Here is a 19,149-nt window from a genome sequence, read left to right on the forward strand (position 1 = left end):
CGCAAGCGGTGGACCATGCGCTGGAAGGCACCCTTGAACGCCTTCCAGATCGCCTTCGAGGGCCGCCTGACCCCGAGCAACAACTGACCACTCAACAACCAAGATCAGCCGTTAAGTTGACACACCCCTCGCCGCGTGACAAACCAGATGTAACTCAGGTCGAGCGGCGATCCGTCTGCGGAGCGGTGATGACGAGCGACTGCCTCGACGATCAGGTCATCCCCGGTCTCGTAGGCTCGGACTTCCGTAAGAGAGCCGTAGCGAAGCCGACCGCCGTCAAGCAGGCCACGCATGAAAGTATCGATCTCCTCGCGGCCCTCGAGCCGCACCGGGCCAGCCGGGGTGAAGGGAATCTCGTAGAGCGCGTCTGGAGCGAAGATCGATGTGAAGCCGTCGAGGTCACCGGCCCACAGCGAGTCGAGTGCGCGAGAAAACCAGGGCGGCAGGGTGGATGATGACGTCATCATGTCTCCAGTGAGGTTTCCGACCTGTGTGTCCTGAAGAGCCTAACACCATTACGGACCGTCAGTCCGAAAATGTAGAGCGGAGGCGAGGCCGCCCTTCGACCTCGCCTGCGGTCGTGCTCGCGGCCGCGAACGACCTCTTCGCGCAAGCCGACGTCAGCAGCGTCTCCGTGGATGACATCGCAGCGGCGGCACATGTCGGGAAAGGGACAATCTTCCGACTCTTCGGTAGTCGCGACGGCCTCCTGGACGCACTGTGGGCCACCAAAGCCCAAGATCTGCGGGACCAGGTGGACAACGGCCCCCCACCGCTAGGGCCTGGAGCCCCTGCGCGGACCCGAGCCGTCGCCTTCCTTGATGCGGTGCTCACCTTCAAGCTCGACAACCGCAACCTGCTGAGAGCTCGGGAAGCCGCAACATCAGGACTGCTGCAAAGCGAGCAATACCGGTGGATGCGGGACCTGCTGGCGCAGACCGTGACGGAGGCCGTCCCCACCCTGACAGCCAAGGACGCCGAATACCTGGCGCACATCTTGCTGGCCGCCGTACACATCAATCTCGTCGACGAACTACTGGCATCCGGACAGACACCCTCCGCTATACGCCGCATCCAACGAGCACACGTACTCGCCGTCTTGAGCAGCGAACTCAGCTAGGTCGTTTCGTTTGGATCATCGGTCGGACCAGAGGAAGATGCCGGCGATGTGGAGTCCGGCCAGCTAGATGTTCGCGGTCTTCTCGTAGCGGGTCGCGATGCCTCGCCACTGCCTCAGCCGAGGCCACCCCGCACCCCACCAGCGAAGCACCAACTCACCCCGCCGTCACCACCCCTCGAAAGATCGCCAACAGAGTCCTGGTATTGGCCTTGGTTCGGTCTCTCCTGCGTTGACCGACGGCTACGACAGGGGACCCGCGGACGTCGCCGGGTCCCCTCCTCGCTTGCCCGCAGCCCTACGCCAACCGGCGCAGCATGCGCCCAAGACGTGTCTTGGGCTGGGCCGCGAGCTGGAGGCGGCAGCTCGGGCAGTGCAGCCCGTCCGGCGGCGACGCATCGGCCAGTTCGGGGTCGATGACGGACGGGTTGCCGTCCCGAGGCCCGCCGCACAACTCGCACAAAGGTTCCGGCTCCCGTGCCGCTTCTTCGGCCTCTCGCGCCCAGGCGGCCTGCTGCTCCCCCCCACTCCTGCTGTCGGCGCCGTTCGGCTTCGGCCCGCTCCGCCTCCTCACGCTGGCGGGCGAAGGCCCGCTGCAGGGTGCTGGGAAAGGCCTCTGGCAATTCACCTGCCGCCTGCGGGGGGCAGCTCGTACAGTCCCGTGCCGCCGTGTGCGCCGTTGGCGACGTTCACCACGCCGATGTTGGCTTCCAGGCGGGTGCCGCGCGCCATGACGCCGGCGAAGCCGCGCGCCATGGTGAACACGCCCCAGACGGTCAGCCAGGGATGCAACTGGCCGTTCTCGTCGGGGAACAGTTCGGTGACCGGGCGGATCCGACGCTGCAGGACGTAGGGTCTGTCGATCGAGGCGTCGAGGTGGGTGGCCCACTCCTCCTCGGTCGTGTCTGAGCCCAGCACTACGCCGCTGCCGCCGTGCAGCACCGTGGGCTTCAATACGAGGTCGTGCCGGTTGGTCCGGGCGTAGTCGAGCAGTTCGACCGTTTGTCCGCTCTCCAGTGTCACCTTGCCAGGCCGCAGGGTTCGGGTCCATGGCAGGATGCGGTCCAAGGCGGCCAGTTCCTTGGCGCTGAACAGGTGCCGGTTGTCCTCGTCCGAGAGCATCGCGAGTGTGGTCTTGCTCGCGTAGAGCTCCGCGTCCAGTGGGACGAACAGCTTCACCTGGCCGGCCGAGGCCGCGCTGACGACCTGGTCCATCAGCGCGGGGGCCTCGGGGGATTCGAGCAGGTCCTCGGCGAGGAAGATGCGGTGGATGATGTCGACGGCCCGGTCGCCGAGCCACACTCGTCCGTCGCGGTAGTCGAACTGGCCGACGTGGCAGGGATGGGCGTCGGCGCCAAGGGCCCGCAGGTGGGCGCAGAACTCTTCCAGGAAGGTGCCCCAACCGCTCAGGTAGCTGCTCGGCCAGTCCGCGACCGCGATGAATGGCCGGGACTGCGGATCGAACCCGGTGGCGGTGTACATGGTGTGCAGCAGTTCGCTCGCGGTGTCGACGAAGCCGAGCCTGTGCCGCTCGGCGAAGTCGGCGAGGAACGGGTGCTTCAGCAGGGCCCAGGCCAGCACGCCGTTGTCCATGCCGCCGAGCGAGCTGGTCACGTTGACTTCCAGGACCTTGAATCCGCTGTCGTCGACGCACAGGTCCGCGCGGGCCATGCGGGTCGCGGCGGCGCCCTGGCTACGCAGGATCACCTCGATCTGGGCCTCGGTCATGCCAACAGCCCGGGCGAACGCGGCAAGGTCGCCGTCGAAGAGCTTGTCGGGCAGGCTGAACAGCGCGGTGCGGAGCACTTCCAGGTCTTCCATCAGCTGAATGCGCTCCTCGTGACCGAGGAAGAGCGGGCGGGGCAGGAACCCGCCCTGGTAGTAGGTGGTGAGCAAAGTATCCTGCTCTGCAGGGCCGAGCAGTTCGGCTGTGGTGGCGGTGCTTTGGCTCAGTTCGGCCAGATACCGCTCGGTCAGGATGGATCGGTCCATCGAAAGTCCTCTCAACCAGCAGGGCGCGGGCGGTGGGGAGTGCTCAGCGGTGTGTCGACGATGCGCGGCGGGTGGCAACCAGGGCTGCCAGGGCGGCCAGGTCGGGCTGGCGCATGACCTCAGCGGCCTTGACTCGGATCGGGTAGACGCTTTCGATCAGGGCAACCAGGCGCGCGACAGCCAGTGAAGTCCCGCCCGCATCGGTGAAGTTGTCGGCAGGCGTGAGGTCGGGCTGATCGAGCAACTGGCGACAGGCCGCGAGCAGAAACGCCTCGGTGTCCTCGGCTTGCGATGTCGACGGGGTCGGCGCCGCCCCCGTGGTGGACGCCGCAGGGGTCGCCTGCTGGGCGAGCACTGCGCGGTCGACCTTCCCGTTGGCGTTCAGCGGGAAGGCGTCCACGAAGCGCACCACGGCGGGCACTGCCTGTTTCAGCACCCGCGCGCGGACGGCGGTCAGCACCGCGTCCTCGTCGGCCTGCGCCCCCTCGGCGAGCAGAAGGAAGGCGCCCAGCCGAAGCGTGCCGGTGTTGCTCCGGAACGGGACCACGACGGCATGTCGCACCGACTCGTGGGCTTCCAGGGCCGCTTCGACCTCGGCCGGTTCGATCCGTGCGCCGCTGATCTTGACCTGGTCGTCCATGCGGCCGAGGAACTCCAGCAGTCCGTCGGCGCGCATCACCGCCTTGTCGCCGCTCCGGTAGACCCGGTCCACGTAGGGCTGTCCCGCGGGCGCCGGCACGAACCGTTCGGCGGTCCGCTCCGGGTCCACGTAGCCGAGCGCCAGACCCGCGCCGCCGATCCGGACTTCTCCGGCCTGTCCTCTGGGCACGATTAGGCCGTCCTCGTCGGTGACGAGGACGGTGTAGCCGGTCAGTGGCTCTCCGATCGGCACGACGGCGGCCGGGTCGTCGCTCTCGGGCCGCAGGCGATGGGTCGTGGTGAGCACGGTGGCCTCGGCCGGCCCGTACACGTTGTGTACGACCGCCGTGCACTGCGCGGGCGGCCGCACCTGCATCCGGTCGCCGCCTACCAGGATGTGGCGCATGGCCAGGCCTGCAGGCCATGGCTGGGCGAAGGCGAGCTCGGCGAGTGGTGTCGGCAGCAGGCAGTGGGTCAGGCCCGATTCCTGCCACCACTGGAACAGTTCGGCCATCGAGCCGCGGGCGTCCTCGGGCGCGACGTACAAGGTCGCGCCCGACGACAGTGCCTCCCACACCTCCTTGAGGTGGGCGTCGAAGGTGGTGCCGACGAAGAGGCCGACTCGGGACTCGGGGCCGATCTCAAGCCGGTCGCAGGTCCAGCGGACCAGGTTGGCCATCGCCCCCTGCGGCAGTAGTGCGATCTTGGGTTTGCCGGTACTGCCCGAGGTACTGACGGCGCAGAAGGCCTCGCTGGGCGCACCCTTTGCGTGTCCACCGCCCAAGGCGAGCATGAGGCCGTCCACCGCGTCGGCCGGTTCAACGGTCCAGCCGGACGGCGAGGTGGTAGCGCCGTCGATGAGCAGGCAGCGGATGCCTGCGTCCTCGGTGATGGACTTCACCCGCGCGGCCCCCGGTTGCGGGCCGAGGGAGAGGTAGACCGCGCCGATCCGGGCCAGCGCGATCGCTACGGCCACCAGCAGCGTGGAGCGCTCCAGGCAGACCCCTACCAGATCGCCGCGAGCGACCTTGCCGTTGAGGGCGCGGATGATCCGGGCGGCGGCCTGGTCGAGCTCCCGGTAGCTGTGGACGGCGGTGCCGTCCACGACCGCAGGGGCCTCCGGCTGCTTGGCCAGCCAGCTGTCGAACCACTCAAGCGGTCCCGCCCCCGGTGCGGGAGCGGGCGCCGGCTCACCACCCCAGGCGATGCTGGGCAGCTGCTGGCCGGTGGGTTCGTGGAGGGGCATCTCGTCTCCTCGGGGCATGGTTTCGGGGGGGGTGAGTTCAGCCGTTTGCTGCTGCAGCGAGGGCTGCGAGGCCGGTTGCGCCGTCGGCAAGGTAGGCCTCCAGCAGCGCGCTGAACTGCCGCTGAAGTCCGCCGATCTGCACGCTGTCGTACAGGTCGGTAGCGAAGTCCCAGATGAGCAGCATGCCGCCGGGGCCCGAGCGGGCGTTGACCGTCCGGCGGGAGTCGGGGATCAGTACCACGTCGAGGTCGAAACGGGAGGTACCGGTGTTGAACGCCTCGTGGATGGAGACCTGAAGGTCCAGGCCCTCGACATGCGGGAGCGGCGCATCGTGCGCGCTGAACATGACGTGGAACAGCGGGTTGTCCAGGCCGGCGCTGGAGTGCACGCCGAGCTCGCGGGCCAGGTCCTGGACCGGGACGCCCTGGTGGGGCAGCGAGCGGATCAGCACCTCGGTGACCTCGTCGACTGCCTCCAGCGCACTGTCGTCGGGCTGGAGCCGGATGCGCAGAGGGATGGTGTTGACGAACATCCCGACGGTCTCCCGGAAGCCGGGTGGGCGGTTGCCCACCGCACTGCCGATCACCAGATCGGCCCGGCCGCTCTGCCGGCGCAGCAGCTCCGCAAAGAGGGTGAGCAGGACCGAGAACGGGGTGTGCCCGTCCCGCCGGGCGGCGGACCGCAGGCGTTCGGCCAGTTCGGGCTCCAGTAGTTGGCGCAGCTGGTCGCCGTGCGGGATGTCGCGGACTCGTCCCGGGTTGACCAGGCCGGACAGCGGCAGGTCGAAGGCGGCGCCGTTCAGGGTGCTGCGCCAATACGCCACGGCTTGGTCCTGGTTACCCGGTTGTTCCTCCGTGGCCACTGACTGGCGGACGTGCTCAAGGTAGGAACGGGGCTCGGGCAGGTCGGCCGGGATGCTCTGGGTGAGGGCGCGGTAGGTGGTGAACAGGTCGCGCAGGACCAGGCCGAAGGACCAGCCGTCGTGTACCAGGTGGTGCTCGGTCTGAAGCAGCCGGTGGTGGTCCTCGGCCAGCCGGATCAGGGTCCACCGAACCATGGGTGCCTCGGCGGTGTCGAAGGGCGCGTCGTGCTGCTTGCGCCATAGTTCCTCGAAGGCTGCCTCTTGGTGCTCGGTTCCGGTCAGGTCCACGGTGCGATAGCGCAGTGCGCAAGCGTCGTTCACGTGCTGTGTCGGCGGGAAGGCCTCGGGATCGAGTTCGAGTTGGAACGCCTCGTGACGGGTGAGAACCGTTGCCAGGCTCTGCCGCAGGGCCGGCTCGTCCAGCGGGCCGTGCAGGTCGAGGGCGGCGGTGAAGTTGTAGGCGGGGCTGTCGGGGAAGAGCTCCTCGTGCAGCCAGACGATCTCCTGGGAACGGGAGAGGTTGAACATCGGTGCGGCCCTTTCCGGGGCAGTGGACTTGGGCGTTCTGGCCGTGGCGGGGCCGTCGCGGACGCCTGCTCAGCGGGCGGGTGGGGTGGCGGTGACGGTGTCGCGGAGCAGGAACTCCAGGCCATCGCCGTGGAGCCACTGCGCGCTGACGCCGGCGTGGTCGGGTCCGTCGGTATCAGTCAGTCGCCGCTGGGCGTCCGCTATCCGGTGGCGTGCTTCGGCGCAGAACACGTCGGCGAGGTCCTGGGCCGGGCCGGTGCCGTCGGGGTGCAGCCGGGCGGCCCTGGCCAGTACCACGGACATACTGAACAGTTCGGCGGAGAGCTGGTTGAGCAGGATCAGCGTGCGTTCCTTGGCGAAAAGCTCCTCGGGCTCAGGGTGACGGTCCACCAGGTCGCGGCAGAGGCGGGCGAAATGCACGGCTTGGTCGGCCACGAAGAGCAGGTGGTCCCGGTTGCGCGGGGACAGGGATGCGTCCGCTGCAGTGAGGTCGGTCGGGATTGTCGCGACGGTCTGTGGTTTTGGGTAGTGGCGCGAGAGCAGGTGCCGGGCCGCCCAGTGGTCCACCAAGAAGTCCACTCCGCCGGCCACGCGCAGGGCGCGTGCGTCGCGGAAGAACCGCTCCACCGGTAGCGGCTGGGCGCCGCGCCGGGCCTTGCTCGTTGCGGTTTCGAAGCCCTCGGCGGCCAGCAGGGACAGGGTGCGGTCGATGATGCGCCAGCTGGTCATCGAGTTGATGTTCTTGGCTACTGTCTGCTCCGGGTCCAGGTCGATCCCTGGATGGCGCTCCTCGGCCAGTAGGCACCACTCGATCACGCTCTCCATGGCGAAGGTCTCGGCGAGGTTGGCAGCGAGGATGCGTTGGATCTCGTCGTACTGCTCCAGCCCGAGCCCGCCGACCGAACGTCGCCGGACGAATTCCCGTGACCAGTGCACGCAGAGCCGGCCGATCGCCAGAGCGGGCGCTGAGATGGGGTACATCCGGCCTCGGACGCTGATGGTGTGCAGTTCCGGGGCCAGACGCCACTCGTCCTCGGCGCTCAGGCCGTCGAGAGTGAAGACGCGGCTGTGGGGGACGAAGACCCGGTCGAAGGTGAGGGCTGCGTTGGGCAGGCCCTTCAAGCCCAGGTACTCATGCCAGGACTTGACCGTGAAGCCGGGGTCGGTGGTGTCGACGAAGAACAGCCGGATGTACTCCCGGCCGTTCTCGTGCACGGTGGCCGAGACGCGCAGCAGGCCGGCGATGGGGCCGTTTTGAATGAACACTTTCTCGCCGCTGATCCAAAATCCGGTGCCGTCCTCGGTGGGTACCGCGGTGGTGGCACGGGTCCGGTTGATCGCGCCGGTGGGCTCGGTGTCGGCGTCGCCGGAGATCACGCCCGTCGCAAGCAGCCGCTGGAGTTCGGACTTCAGCTCGCCGTCGGCCAGGATCGGCAGGTAGGCGCCGGCACCCAGCCCAAGATGGACGGACATCGCGTAACAGGCGGTCACCGACCAGCTGGCCGCGGCCTGGATCATCCGGAAGGCGTTGCGGGCGGAGAGACCCAGCCCGCCGTGCTCGGGCGAATCCTGCAGCCGGAAGTAGCCGCGGGCGGCACAGGCCTCGTGGAAGCCGTCGGGGAGCTTCGCGGTGCGGTCCACCTCGGTCGGATCGACGGTCTCCTGGAGGAAACGCATCAGCTCGGCGACGGCGGCGTCGCCACGGGCGTGATCCTCATCGGATGAGGTGGGAAAAGGGCTGATCAGGTCCCAGCGCAGGCGTCCCAGGTGGAGCTCGGCGAGGAACCCGGCCGGCGTGATGGTGTGGTGAGCCATGTCTGCTTTCACAGGTCGTCAGAGAGCGCGTCGACGGGCGACTCGGCGTGGCGGCGGTCGGCCAGAGCGGTTTGGATCAGTTCGAGCAGGGCCGTGCGCTGCTCGCGGAGGTAGAAGTGGCCACCGGGGAGCAGGTGCAGGGAGAACGGTCCACGGCTGTGGTCCTGCCATTGGCCGAGTTCGCCGGCGGTGAGCCGGTCCTCGGCGCCGCCGAAGACGTGCAGCGGCAGGTCAAGGGGGTCACCGGGGGTGTGGCGGTAGCTGTCGACCAGTTCGAAGTCGCCGCGGTGCGAGGCCATCACGATCGCCAGCAAGTCCGGGTCCTCGGCCACCTCGTCCGGGAGAGAGGCGTACTGCCTCTGGATAGCGGCGAACAGATCACGGTCACCAAGGTGGTGGATCGGCGGCAGTCCGCGAGGCCGGTGCGGAGCCGGGCAGGCGGACAGCAGCAGGCGCTCGGGGCCAGGAAGGCCGCGTGCGTCCAAGGCGCGTGCGGTCTCGTAGGCAAGCAGGGCGCCCAGGCTGTGTCCGAAGAAGGCGAACGGTCCTTGGAAGCCGGCCTGTTCGACGAGGTCCTCAATCAGCGGGCCGACCCGGGTGTACAGGGGGTCGTCGAGCCGTGAGCCGCGGCCGGGCAGCTGGATGCCCCATACCTCGATGTCGGGCAGGTCGTCGCCCCAGCGGACGTACTCGGCGGCCGAGCCGCCGCTGTGGGCGAAGCAGTACAGGCGAATCGCGGCTTCGGGGCGCTTGCGGCGGTTGGCCAGCCAGCGCCGAGCGGTGTGCTTGGGAACATCAGACATTCAGGGTCTCCTGGCCCATGGGGTGGGCGTTGGGCGTGGCAATCGGTATCGTCCGCAGCGAGCGCACGGCGGAGGCAAGCAGCGGCAGCCCCGCGAGGACACTGCCGGTGCCGGCGATCCAAAGAACGCCGCGCAGTCCGAGCGGGCGGGCCAGCGCGCCGCCGACGAAGGTGCCGACAGGGATGACGCCCCAGACCACGAACCGCAGCGTCGCGGTCATCCGCCCGCGCATCGAGGCGGGGGTGAGGGTCTGCCGCAGGCTGATCTGGTTGATGTTGAAGACCGAGGCGCAGAGCCCGGCCAGGGCCATCGCGACCGCCAGTACGGGCATGGCGGTGCCGGGGGTAGCCAGTGGCAGCAGCAGGACGCTGCCGCCCAGCCCAAAGGTGGCCCAGGCAAGTGACGGGCCGACGCCGAGGCGTCGCACCACCTGGCCGTTGGCGAGCGAGCCGAACAGCACGCCCCCGTTCGCGATCGCGAGCGTGGTGCCCAGCGCGGCCGGTGAGAGCCGCAGGTCACGGACCGCGTACAGCACCAGGATCGCCTGGACCATCCCGAACAGGCCGAAGAGGTTGGTGATGCCCGCGCTCAGCGTGATCGGGCGCAGCAGCGGGTGCCGGAAGAGGTACCTGAGGCCGTCTTTGACCTCGGCCACCAGCCCCGGCCGTACCATGTCGCGGATCGGGGGCTCCGCCGCCCGCACGAGCAGGAGCAGGACGGCCGACCCGGCGTAGCCGAGCGCGTTGGCGAGCACGGCGACCGGGGCGGTCAGCAGCTGGACCAGGAATCCGCCGGCGCTCGGGCCGGCCAGCTGCCCGGCAGTCTGGGACAGCTGCAGTTTGGTGTTGGCCTCAACGAGCCGCTCCTCGCCCACCAGCGTCGGCAGGAAGGACTGTGACGCCACGTCGAAAAAGACCGTCATGACCCCGACCGCGAAGGCGACCGGATACAGCAGCCACATCCTCAGAACCCCGCAGAATGCGGCCGCCGGCACGGTCAGCAGGACCGCGAAGCGCACCAGGTCCGCGGTGATCATGACGGGCCGTCGGCGCATCCGGTCCACCCATGCCCCGGCCGGCAGGCCGAAGAGCAGGAACGGCAGGTACTGCACGGCGGCCAGCAGGCCGACCTGAAACGGTGTGGCCTTCAGCACCTCCACGGCCGCGAGTGGCAGCGCGAGTTCGCAGATCTGGGCGCCGAGCACGCTGACCGCCTGGGCGGCCCACAGCCGTCTGAAGCCCTGGTGGCGCAGCAGCCCTGGTGGCGGGTCTGGTTGCGTCATCGGTCGGATGCCCGCTCCCGTATGCTCTTGGGCCGAAGGTCGCTCCACAGAGTGTCGATCAGGGCGAGGCAGTCCGCTTTGGTGCCCGATCCACCCGCCCGCTCCCACCCGGCCGGCAGCGCCCGGTCTGCCGGCCAGACGGAAAACTGCTCCTCACTGTTGCGGACCACCTCGTAGGTCCGCCCGTCGTTCTCCTCGAACATGGCTGTCCCTTTCGGGTCGGTGTGTCAGGTGACGGTTCAGGCCTGCTGCCGGGCGTCGTCGACCACCCGGGCCAGTCGGCGCGCGGTGGGAGCGGTGAAGACCTGCTTGACCGTGATGCGCACGCCGAAGGCAGCGCGGAGGGCGGAGACGAGCTGAACGGCGATCAGCGAGTCCCCGCCCAGGTCGAAGAAGTCGTCCTGCGCCGCTAGCTTGTCCAGTCCGAGCAGTTGACCAAAAAGCTGGGCGAGTTGTGCTTCGGTGTCGCCCTCTCGTGCGGGCTGCGGGACGGTCGACGATGGCTCGGCGGTGACGGTCGGCGCGGGACCGTCGGCAGGGAGCGGGGAGTACCGCTGCGGGCTGAACGGGTAGGTCGGCAGCGCGGTCCGGCCCGGCAGGTTGCCTTCGTGCAACCCCGCCCAGTCGAGTTCGACGCCAGCCGCCCAGAGGCGTCCGGCAGCGGCCAGCGAGGTCCGCAGAGCGGACTCCTCATCGGCAGGGTGCGGCAGGCTGGGCAGCGCCAGGTGGCCCTCCGTGCGGGCCGGGTGCCGGCGGGCGAGGGTGGTCAGGGCACGGCCGGGGCCGACTTCGAGCAGGATCCGGTCGGGCTCGGCGAGCAGGGTGGCGAGGGTGTCGCCGAAGCGCACCGGCTGGCGCATGTGGGTGGTCCAGAACTCGGCACCCGGAGCGCGGTCCATGCGAACCCAGTCTCCGGTGGTGTCCCCGACCCAGGGGATGGAAGGCGCCTTGAGGTCGAGTTCGGTGATCATGGCGGCGAATCGGTTGAGGATCGGCTCCACCAGAGCGCTGTGTCCACCGGCGGCGATGTCCAGCCGACGCACGTCGACACCCTCAGCCGTCAGCCGTGTGAACACCGCGTCGATCGCCTCCTGCGGCCCCGACAGCACGCACTGGTTCGGTCCGTTGACGGCCGCCAGCTCCAGGCCGTCGCCGAGCAGTTCGGTGGCGTCGTGCTCGGCCAGCGGCACGGCCAGCATCGCCCCGGCGGGCAGGGTCCGCATCAGCCTGCCGCGCTCGGCGACCAGCCGCAGCGCGTCGGGTAGGCAGAGCACACCGGCCACGCACGCGGCGGCGAAGGCCCCAAGGCTGTGCCCAGCGACGGCAGCCGGCCGCACCCCTCGCCGTTGCCACATCCGGGCGAGGGCATACTCCACCACGAAGACGGCCGGCTGGGCCACGCCCATGTCGCGCAGGGCCGCTTCGGCCGCCGTGGTCTGCTGCTCCCCGGCAGGGTACAAAACCGTCCGCAGGTCGAGGCCGAGCGTGGGTGCGAGATACGCACAGCACGCGTCGACCTCGCCGCGGAATACCGGGTCGTCCTCGTACAGTTCGCGGCCCATGCCGGCGTGCTGTCCGCCGTGCCCGGGAAAGACGAACACCACCGGACGCTCGCCTGGTACAGGCGGGTGGCCGCCGGCGTCGGCACAGGCCAGTGCCTCGATCGCTTCGGTGCGATCGGCGGCCACGGCGAACCTGCGGTGCGCGAAGGCGCGGCGGCCGGTCTGCAGCGTCCAGGCGGTCTCCGCCAGGTCTCGACCAGGGCCGGAACCGGACGCCTGCCCCTGCAGGTGCTCGGCGAGCCGGGTGGCAGCGCGGTCCAGCTCGTGGGCGGTCCTGGCGGACAGCACCAACAGGTGGCTGCCGGGCGCGGCGGGTCGGGGAGCTCGCGCGGGCGGCTCCTCCAGGACCGCGTGCGCGTTGGTGCCGCCGATCCCGAACGAGCTGACCCCGGCCCGGCGGGGACCGTCCGAGCGCCACTCGTACAGCTCGGTGTTCACCATGAACGGGCTGTCCTCGAACGGGATCTCCGGGTTGGGCGAGGTGTAGTGCAGACTCGACGGAATCAGGCCGTGCTGGACGGCAAGCACCGCTTTGATGAAGCCCGCCACCCCGGCGGCCGCGTCGGTGTGGCCGATGTTGGTCTTCACCGACCCGATCCGGCAGTACCCGCGCCGTTCGGTGCCGCGCCGGAAGGCCTGGGTCAGCGCGGCCAGTTCGATCGGGTCACCCAGCGGCGTGCCGGTACCGTGCGTTTCGACATAGCCGATACTGTCCGGCTCGACCTCGGCCACCAAGTGGGCCGCGCGGATGACCTCCGCCTGGCCGGCCACTCCCGGCGCGGTGAAGCCCACCTTGTCCATGCCGTCGTTGTTCACGGCGGTGCCGCGCAGTACCGCACGGATGTGGTCGCCGTCCTCCAGCGCGTCGGCGAGCCGTTTGAGGACCACGATACCGACACCGTTGGCGCCCACGGTCCCGCGGGCCTGGGCGTCGAAGGCCCGGCAGCGTCCGTCGGGTGAGATGACACCGCCTTCGGAGTACTCGGGCAGACGCGTCGGGAAGTTGACGCTGGCTCCGCCGGCCAGTGCCAGGTCGCACTCGCCGGACAGCAGCGCCTGTGCGGCGACGTGGACGGCGACCAGCGACGTCGAGCAGGCGGTCTGCACCGTCACCGCGGGCCCGGTGAGCCCGAGCCGGTGGGCGACCCTTGAGGTGAGGAAGTCAATGCCCGTGGCCAGCCGCAACTGCCATTCGCTGACCGGGCCGAGCCGGTCGCGGTGGGCCATCAAGGTGTCCAGGTAACCGGTCTGGCTACTGCCCGCGTACACGCCGATCGGCCCGGCGCAGGACCTCGCGTCGTACCCGGCGTCCTCCAGCGCCTCCCAGGCGCCGGTCAAAAAGAGCCGCTGCTGCGGGTCGAGGATCAACGCCTCGCGCGGCGAGTAGCCGAAGAACCCGGCGTCGAACTCGTCCGCGCCCTCCAGCACGCCGAACGCGGGGACATACCCGGGCGTGGACGGGTCACCGGGGAAGCGAGTGACCGACTCCACGCCCTTGATCAGATTTTCCCAGAACTCACCGAGATCACGCGCTCCCGGGTACCGCCCGGCCATGCCGACCACAGCGAGGAAGGGGCTGTCCGGATCCACCGGCTGTGCCGCCCGCGTCATCGGGTACCCCGGGCGCTCTGGCGGGCGCGGCGCTGCTGGAGCCGAGCGCGCCCGCTGCGACGCTCGTCGGCCCGCTCGTCACCGAGCGCGCCGATGGCCGGGTCGGAGCCGTCCCCCTCGCGCAGATGGGCAGCGAGCTTGCGAATGGTCGGATGGGCGAAGAGCGCGACGCCGGGAACCTGCCGTCCGAGCGCCCCGCTCAGCTTGCGCTGCACCTGCACGAGCAGCAAGGAGTGGCCGCCGATCTCGAAGAAACTGTCGTCCAGCCCCACCTGGCCGACCCGCAGCACCTCGCGCCACACCGCCGCTATCTGCTCCTCCAGACCGGTCAGCGTCACCACCTGCGGCGCGGCGGACGCCGCGTCACCGGCGGGCGACCCCAGAAGCGCCCTGTGGTCGATCTTGCCGTTCGCGGTCACCGGCAGTTCGCCGAGCAACACGTAGGAGGCCGGGACCATGGCGGCGGGCAGGTGCACGGCCAGGTGGGCGCGCAGCTGTGACGGCTCGACCTCGGTAGCGACCACGTAAGCGACCAGTCGCTTACCACCCGCCTCGTCGTCCACCGCCCGCACGTGCGCCTGACGCACCGCAGGATGCGTACACAGGGCCGCGCTGATCTCCGCCGGTTCGACCCGCTGACCGCGGATCTTCACCTGATCGTCGGCCCGGCCGACGAAGGCCAGGGCACCGTCGGCGCACACCACCGCGAGGTCGCCGGTCCGGTAGAGCCGCCCACCGGGCGTGTCGCCGAACGGGTCCGGCACGAAACGGTCGGCTGTCAGTCCCGGCCGCCCCAGGTAACCGCGAGCCAGCACCGCCCCGCCGAGGTACAGCTCGCCCCGGGTGCCCGCCGGGACCGGCTCCAGCTCGGCGTCCAACAGGTACGCCCGAGCCCCGGCCACAGGCCGCCCGATCGGCAGCGTGTCGCCCTCGGGCAGCGACTCCCCGGTGAACGCCTGGAGCGTGGCGGTGATGGTGGTCTCGGTCAGACCGTAGGCGTTGAACACAGGCACCGCAGCGTGCCGTCGCCAGCCCGCCAGCGTACGGGTGAGGCCGACATCACTGCCCACGACCAGAAGCCGCAGCGCCTCGGGCACCTTTCGAGGTTCGGCATCGAGGTCACCAACCCACTGGTCCCAGTACGGCGTCGGCAGGTTGGCCACCGTGACCCGCTCGCGGCGTATGAACTCCTCCAGCTCAGCGGGTGACGGCACCGGATCGGGCGCCACCACGACCCGAGCACCGGCCAGCAGGGTCGGGAACACCTCCTCCCCGAACACGTCAAAGCCCGGCCCGGCGAACTGCAGCACCCGGTCAGCCTCGGTCAGTTCGAAAGCTGCGCCTACGGCAGCCGCGTGGTTCGCCAGCGACGCGTGGGTGACTGCCACCGCCTTGGGGCGCCCGGTCGATCCCGAGGTGAAGATCACATAGGCGAGGTCGCCAGGATCGACCGCCACCGACGAATCCTGCACGGACCGGCCGGCCGGCTCGGCAGCGGCCGGGTCGACCACCTCGACACCGTCACCACCATCGGCTCCAATCAGCAGAGTGACACCGGCCGCCTCCAACTGGTATCCACGGCGAGCGGCCGGCAATGCCCGGTCGAGCGGCAGGTACGCAGCACCGGACTTCAGCACCGCCAGAATCGCCGTCACCAGCTCGCGCCCCCGCGGCAGATTGACCGCGACCACGCTCTCAGCAGCCACACCGCGCTCCACCAACACTCCGGCCAGCCGGTCGGCAGACCCATCAACTTCTGCATACGTCATGCGCCCGCCGCGGTCGACGACGGCCACAGCATCAGGACTGGCCCGCACCCGCTCCCCGAACAGCTGCAGCACATCGCCGCCGCCACGCTGACCTGCCCGGCAGAGCCCGGCGGAGCCTTGCCCCCCACCCTCTTGCCTCAGTTCCGCTCTCATCGAACCCAGCCCCTCAACGGCTCGCCATCGAACAAACATTCCCTCGCCCCCGATGTGTTCCGCACCTTCTTCATGTCGTCTTCAAGCAGCGTCCAGACCTCGATCAGGTCCTCCGGCTCCCAGGCCTCCCGTGCTCCCTCACCCAACCAAATGGATCACCAAGCGTGGCGAGGCGGAACGGGAGTGAACAAAAGAACACGATTTGTTGCCCGACTGACTGTTACTCAGCGCTACACCCCAACTGGCGGTAGCTGTACGAGAACGGTCCGAGTACGACGCCACGCGCGCGGCGTCCTACATCCGGAACACCGCCGTGGACTGCATCGTGGAACACCCTCCCTGTCCGGGGACGTCGAAACCGATCTGTTCCCCGAGTGGGGCGGGCCGGCCTGAGCACGGAAGCCGGACTCCGTGCGGCGCTCGGCCGCTTCGAGGGCTCCTGCCAGGACATCCACGAAGGTTTCCGCTTCCCCGTCGAGGAGTGGGACCTGCACCGCTACAGCGACTGGTTCCTGCTGTCCTGCGTGGTGCTGCCCTGGGCCGTCGAGAGTTACGACGCCGCCCTGGTACCCGCCGGCTTACTACCTGGGTTCTGAGCAGCATCGGGCCTTCCGGGGCACTGACGTGTGTCGTGGCACCGAGAGCCCGCCTGGAGGCAGAAGCCGGGAAGGCAACGACGGCCTGCGGAGAGTGATCGACCTGGAGCGGTACGGGATGGTGCGCATCAGCGGGCCGCGGCGCCACCAGGTGATGCGGGCACTCGCGGTGGAGCTGGCAACGTCCACACTGGCCGACCACATCGACGTCACCATGCTCGGGCCGGCCTGCCCCGGCCTGGCTGCCCTGTTGCCCGAGCGGTGCACCGAGCACCAGGACCCGCAGGCCGCTCTCCGCGCGATCACCGCCCACCACAGCGGCCAGCAGCAGGCGTTGACCACGGCGGGCGCCGCATCCATGCGGCAGGCCCGGCTCGGCGCCGACACCCCTGCCGCATGGACGCCGCACATCATCCTCGCCGCCGGTGAGGACCCCGCAGCACACGTCGTACAGGAGCTGGCCGCGGTCACTCGGAACCATCCGCGCACCGCGACGGCCGTCCTGACCACCGACCCGAACACCGCCCCACGCGCGGACGAGGGGTGGAGCGTTGTCGCCGACGGCGGCCTGGTTCGGCTCCCCGGCGTCGACCTGGTGTGCACCCTGCAGGAGTTGTCCGACCGGGACTACACCGACGTCCTGGAAATCATCGCAACCTCCGCCGCCAACACCCCGGACATCCCCGCCCAGCAGGAGCCACAGCGCCTCGACTTCGTCCCCGAACAGGTCGTGGCACCCGATCCCGCCCTGCCCGCCGAACCACCGACCGCCGCCGTTGCCACGCCGGGCGCACACTCACCAGACGATCACGACGACCAGGACGCCAGCGGTCTCATGGCGTCCTTCGCCGACCTGGGTGTCGACGAGTCCGCACCAGCCGACACCGCCGACGACGCCAAGCCCGTACCCGCAGCTCCCTCAGTACCGCTGCCCTCCACGTCTGCCTCGTCCAGCGCCCCCGTAATCGAAGTCCCGGTAGCCGAGCCGGACGAGCCTGCGATCGAGACGGTGGCCGAACCGGTCATCCGTGTCATGGGCCCCGTCGACGTCACCGGCGCCGGCAGCACCGAACAGCGCTACCTGCGTACCCTGACCGAGATCGCCGCGTGGATGGTGCTGCACCCTGGCAGGGATCACCGCGCGCTCGATGAGGCGATCTGGCCGGGCCGGGAGGTCTCCCGCAAGACACGTAACCCGTGGATCAGCCGGCTGCGGTCCTGGCTGGGCACCGCTGCCGACGGCACCGCGTACCTGCCTCCGATCGCCACCACCGCCGACGCCCGCTACCGCATGGCCGAATCGGTCACGTGCGACTGGCACCGGTTCCAGACCCTCGTGGCCGACGGCAGCGACCACGGACTCCACCAGGCCCTGCAACTGGTCCGCGGCCGCCCGTTCGCAGCGATCCCCCCGCGCCGGTACGTCTGGGCCGAGCCGCTCATGCAGGAAATGATCGCGGCCATCGTCGACGCAGCCGCCGAACTCGCCGAACGCAACCTGGCCGACGGCAACCCTCGGGCCGCGATCTGGGCCGCCACCAAGGGACTCAGCGCCGCCCCCGAATCCGAACTCCTCTACCGCGCACTCTTCCGCGGCTACCACGCCATCGGCGACCACGACGCCCTGGAACGTGCCGCGCTGCGCCTCGATGATCTCAACACCGCCCTGGGCTGCGACATGGAGGAAGCCACCGCCGCGATCCTCCACCGGCTGCTGACCCCGGCGTAGGGCCAGCCCATCGAGTCCCCCGGCGGCAGAACAGAGCCGGTTGCGCAAGTGCTTGCTCACTGCGGTTACACCTCAAGTCGCAGCGTTGTGGCCGATGTCCGGCCAAGCGTGACCGCCTCTCGGAGCGCTGGCCGGATCGGCCACCACCCTGTGATCCGGCCGCGGCCGGTGGGCCAGTGCACCGTGGCCGGCACCCCAAGGCCGGCAAGATCGAGGGCCTTGGCTGCGGCCGCGAGCGGGGCCACGTATCAGGGAGCCCACTGGGCCCGAAGCACGGCCCCATACGGTGGCCGCGCCTACCGGGTGTGGAACGTCACGTAATTCCCCACCAGCAGCGTCAGCTTCCCCGCCCAGACATTCGAGCGGGACGCGCTCCTAGCGTCCTCTGTCAGCCGCTTCTGCCAGCATGCTGCCGTGACAACCACATCACCCGATCAGCGCCCCGACGAGGCCACCCTTGAGTTCCTGCACTCGGCCTTCGAGCCTGAGTGGCGCGAGCCAGCACTCGGACACGAAGCCGTGTCGGCGTGGGAATCTGAAAACGGGGTAGTCCTTCCGGAGCCGTACCGAACCCTGGTTGCAGAGATCGCCAACGGGTCCTCCCTAGGGCCACCGGAAGACGGGGGCCTCCTGTCACTCGGATGGCTCCCGCCTGGCTGGCCCGACCAGGGCGCTCGGAATCCCGCAGCCCCCTTCCCGCTCCAGGAGACCTGGGCTTGGGAAGGCGAGCCCTTGGCCGAAGGCCACTACGAACGCGTCGGCGACGTCTACAACCACGGCTCCGTTGTGCTCGGCACCGACGACGAACTCTCTTACTGGGTCCTCGTCGTCACCGGCCCCCAACGGGGCAAGGTCTGGCTCGTCAGCGATGTCGGCGCCTACCCGTATCCCATGCCCGAAGCGCTCGGCTTCCTGGAATGGGTGCAGCGCTGGCGCGCCGGTGGCGGCTGGTGGGACTGACCACAACACATACCGAGCCCGATGCACTGACAGTGTGTCGGGCTCGAACGTCTGGGCGGGGAAGCTGACGCTGCTGGTGGGGAATTATGTGACCGTCGGCACCGGGCTGCCGGACCCCGCAGCGCGGGGCCCGGCAGCGCCAGGTCAGGGGGTGTATACCCAAACCTGAACGTCCGCGTGAGCCTTGCCGTAGACCGCCGCGTACACCTGCCCTGTGGTACGGATCCACGGCGAGCAGGTCTTGTGCTTGGGACCCCAGTAGGTGGCTTGCCACAGAACCGCCTGCCGGGGCAGGGCGTTCTCCTGGAACTTGACCGTAAAGCCCTTCGTCAAGCTGCTTCCCGATGCATTGAAGCAGTGAGCTGCCCCGAGTTTCGTAGCGGCCGGTTTGTGAGTTTTCAGGCGGTGTTCGGGGTCGCCAGGGAACGGTAGTACTCGGCCTCGAATTCCTCGGGTGGAAGGTAGTCGAGGGCGGAGTGCAGACG

Annotated in this window: 16 protein-coding genes; 4 read left to right on the forward strand and 12 right to left on the reverse strand. The window is 69.5% G+C overall.

Features of this window, described 5'->3' with window-relative positions; genetic code table 11:
- Nucleotides 1–104: 104 nt before the first annotated feature.
- Nucleotides 105–467, reverse strand: coding sequence for a nuclear transport factor 2 family protein (locus P2L57_RS39055; protein ID WP_275823200.1), 363 nt, complete (start codon nt 465–467; stop codon nt 105–107).
- A gap of 113 nt (nt 468–580) precedes the next feature.
- Between P2L57_RS39055 and P2L57_RS39060 the strand changes: the two genes are divergently transcribed.
- Nucleotides 581–1,120, forward strand: coding sequence for a TetR/AcrR family transcriptional regulator (locus P2L57_RS39060; RefSeq protein WP_275823202.1), 540 nt, complete (start codon nt 581–583; stop codon nt 1,118–1,120).
- A 295-nt stretch (nt 1,121–1,415) separates the two neighbouring features.
- On the opposite strand, the gene P2L57_RS39065 is transcribed toward P2L57_RS39060, so the two are convergent.
- The 10 genes from P2L57_RS39065 to P2L57_RS39110 all read right to left on the reverse strand — a co-directional run bounded on the left by P2L57_RS39065 (nt 1,416) and on the right by P2L57_RS39110 (nt 15,418).
- Nucleotides 1,416–1,691, reverse strand: coding sequence for a hypothetical protein (locus tag P2L57_RS39065; RefSeq protein WP_275823204.1), 276 nt, complete (start codon nt 1,689–1,691; stop codon nt 1,416–1,418).
- Nucleotides 1,692–1,741: 50 nt separating this feature from the next.
- A complete protein-coding gene (locus tag P2L57_RS39070) occupies nt 1,742–3,109 on the reverse strand; it encodes a hypothetical protein (RefSeq protein ID WP_275823206.1) in 1,368 nt (455 codons plus the stop codon).
- 43 nt (nt 3,110–3,152) lie between these two features.
- A complete protein-coding gene (locus P2L57_RS39075; protein WP_275823208.1) occupies nt 3,153–4,994 on the reverse strand; it encodes a non-ribosomal peptide synthetase in 1,842 nt (613 codons plus the stop codon).
- A gap of 37 nt (nt 4,995–5,031) precedes the next feature.
- Nucleotides 5,032–6,384, reverse strand: coding sequence for a condensation domain-containing protein (locus P2L57_RS39080; protein ID WP_275823210.1), 1,353 nt, complete (start codon nt 6,382–6,384; stop codon nt 5,032–5,034).
- Between the two features lie 69 nt (nt 6,385–6,453).
- Entirely contained in the window at nt 6,454–8,199 is a 1,746-nt protein-coding gene (locus tag P2L57_RS39085) for an acyl-CoA dehydrogenase family protein (RefSeq protein ID WP_275823212.1), read from the reverse strand.
- An 8-nt stretch (nt 8,200–8,207) separates the two neighbouring features.
- Nucleotides 8,208–9,002, reverse strand: a complete 795-nt coding sequence (locus tag P2L57_RS39090) for a thioesterase II family protein (protein ID WP_275823214.1) — start codon at nt 9,000–9,002, stop codon at nt 8,208–8,210.
- Nucleotides 8,995–10,284, reverse strand: a complete 1,290-nt coding sequence (locus P2L57_RS39095) for an MFS transporter (protein WP_275823216.1) — start codon at nt 10,282–10,284, stop codon at nt 8,995–8,997. Before P2L57_RS39095 ends, P2L57_RS39090 begins: the two co-directional genes overlap by 8 nt.
- Nucleotides 10,281–10,487, reverse strand: coding sequence for an MbtH family protein (locus tag P2L57_RS39100; protein WP_275823218.1), 207 nt, complete (start codon nt 10,485–10,487; stop codon nt 10,281–10,283). The genes P2L57_RS39095 and P2L57_RS39100 overlap by 4 nt, the downstream gene beginning before the upstream one ends.
- A 36-nt stretch (nt 10,488–10,523) precedes the next feature.
- Nucleotides 10,524–13,457 (reverse strand): type I polyketide synthase, encoded by a 2,934-nt coding sequence (locus tag P2L57_RS39105; RefSeq protein WP_275823220.1) that lies wholly within the window; start codon nt 13,455–13,457, stop codon nt 10,524–10,526.
- Nucleotides 13,454–15,418 (reverse strand): non-ribosomal peptide synthetase, encoded by a 1,965-nt coding sequence (locus P2L57_RS39110; RefSeq protein WP_308292566.1) that lies wholly within the window; start codon nt 15,416–15,418, stop codon nt 13,454–13,456. Before P2L57_RS39110 ends, P2L57_RS39105 begins: the two co-directional genes overlap by 4 nt.
- A gap of 335 nt (nt 15,419–15,753) precedes the next feature.
- Between P2L57_RS39110 and P2L57_RS39115 the strand changes: the two genes are divergently transcribed.
- From P2L57_RS39115 to P2L57_RS39125, 3 genes are all read left to right on the forward strand, one after another.
- A complete protein-coding gene (locus P2L57_RS39115; RefSeq protein ID WP_275823224.1) occupies nt 15,754–15,975 on the forward strand; it encodes a hypothetical protein in 222 nt (73 codons plus the stop codon).
- A gap of 94 nt (nt 15,976–16,069) precedes the next feature.
- Nucleotides 16,070–17,704 (forward strand): AfsR/SARP family transcriptional regulator, encoded by a 1,635-nt coding sequence (locus P2L57_RS39120; protein WP_275823226.1) that lies wholly within the window; start codon nt 16,070–16,072, stop codon nt 17,702–17,704.
- A 732-nt stretch (nt 17,705–18,436) separates the two neighbouring features.
- Nucleotides 18,437–18,664, forward strand: coding sequence for a hypothetical protein (locus tag P2L57_RS39125; RefSeq protein WP_275823228.1), 228 nt, complete (start codon nt 18,437–18,439; stop codon nt 18,662–18,664).
- A gap of 144 nt (nt 18,665–18,808) precedes the next feature.
- On the opposite strand, the gene P2L57_RS39130 is transcribed toward P2L57_RS39125, so the two are convergent.
- Nucleotides 18,809–18,997: a hypothetical protein gene (locus tag P2L57_RS39130; protein ID WP_275823231.1), complete on the reverse strand. Its 189-nt coding sequence runs from the start codon at nt 18,995–18,997 to the stop codon at nt 18,809–18,811.
- Nucleotides 18,998–19,149 lie beyond the last annotated feature (152 nt).

The sequence above is a fragment of the Streptantibioticus ferralitis genome (assembly GCF_029223525.1).
Classification (GTDB): Bacteria; Actinomycetota; Actinomycetes; order Streptomycetales; family Streptomycetaceae; genus Streptantibioticus_A; species Streptantibioticus_A ferralitis.

Excerpts from the sequence above, each read along its gene's own strand:
- P2L57_RS39055 (WP_275823200.1), bottom strand. The coding sequence starts at position 467 with ATGATGACGTCATCATCCACCCTGCCGCCCTGGTTTTCTCGCGCACTC.
- P2L57_RS39070 (WP_275823206.1), bottom strand. The coding sequence starts at position 3,109 with ATGGACCGATCCATCCTGACCGAGCGGTATCTGGCCGAACTGAGCCAA.
- P2L57_RS39075 (WP_275823208.1), bottom strand. The coding sequence starts at position 4,994 with ATGCCCCTCCACGAACCCACCGGCCAGCAGCTGCCCAGCATCGCCTGG.
- P2L57_RS39080 (WP_275823210.1), bottom strand. The coding sequence starts at position 6,384 with ATGTTCAACCTCTCCCGTTCCCAGGAGATCGTCTGGCTGCACGAGGAG.
- P2L57_RS39085 (WP_275823212.1), bottom strand. The coding sequence starts at position 8,199 with ATGGCTCACCACACCATCACGCCGGCCGGGTTCCTCGCCGAGCTCCAC.
- P2L57_RS39090 (WP_275823214.1), bottom strand. The coding sequence starts at position 9,002 with ATGTCTGATGTTCCCAAGCACACCGCTCGGCGCTGGCTGGCCAACCGC.
- P2L57_RS39095 (WP_275823216.1), bottom strand. The coding sequence starts at position 10,284 with ATGACGCAACCAGACCCGCCACCAGGGCTGCTGCGCCACCAGGGCTTC.
- P2L57_RS39100 (WP_275823218.1), bottom strand. The coding sequence starts at position 10,487 with ATGTTCGAGGAGAACGACGGGCGGACCTACGAGGTGGTCCGCAACAGT.
- P2L57_RS39105 (WP_275823220.1), bottom strand. The coding sequence starts at position 13,457 with ATGACGCGGGCGGCACAGCCGGTGGATCCGGACAGCCCCTTCCTCGCT.
- P2L57_RS39110 (WP_308292566.1), bottom strand. The coding sequence starts at position 15,418 with ATGTTTGTTCGATGGCGAGCCGTTGAGGGGCTGGGTTCGATGAGAGCG.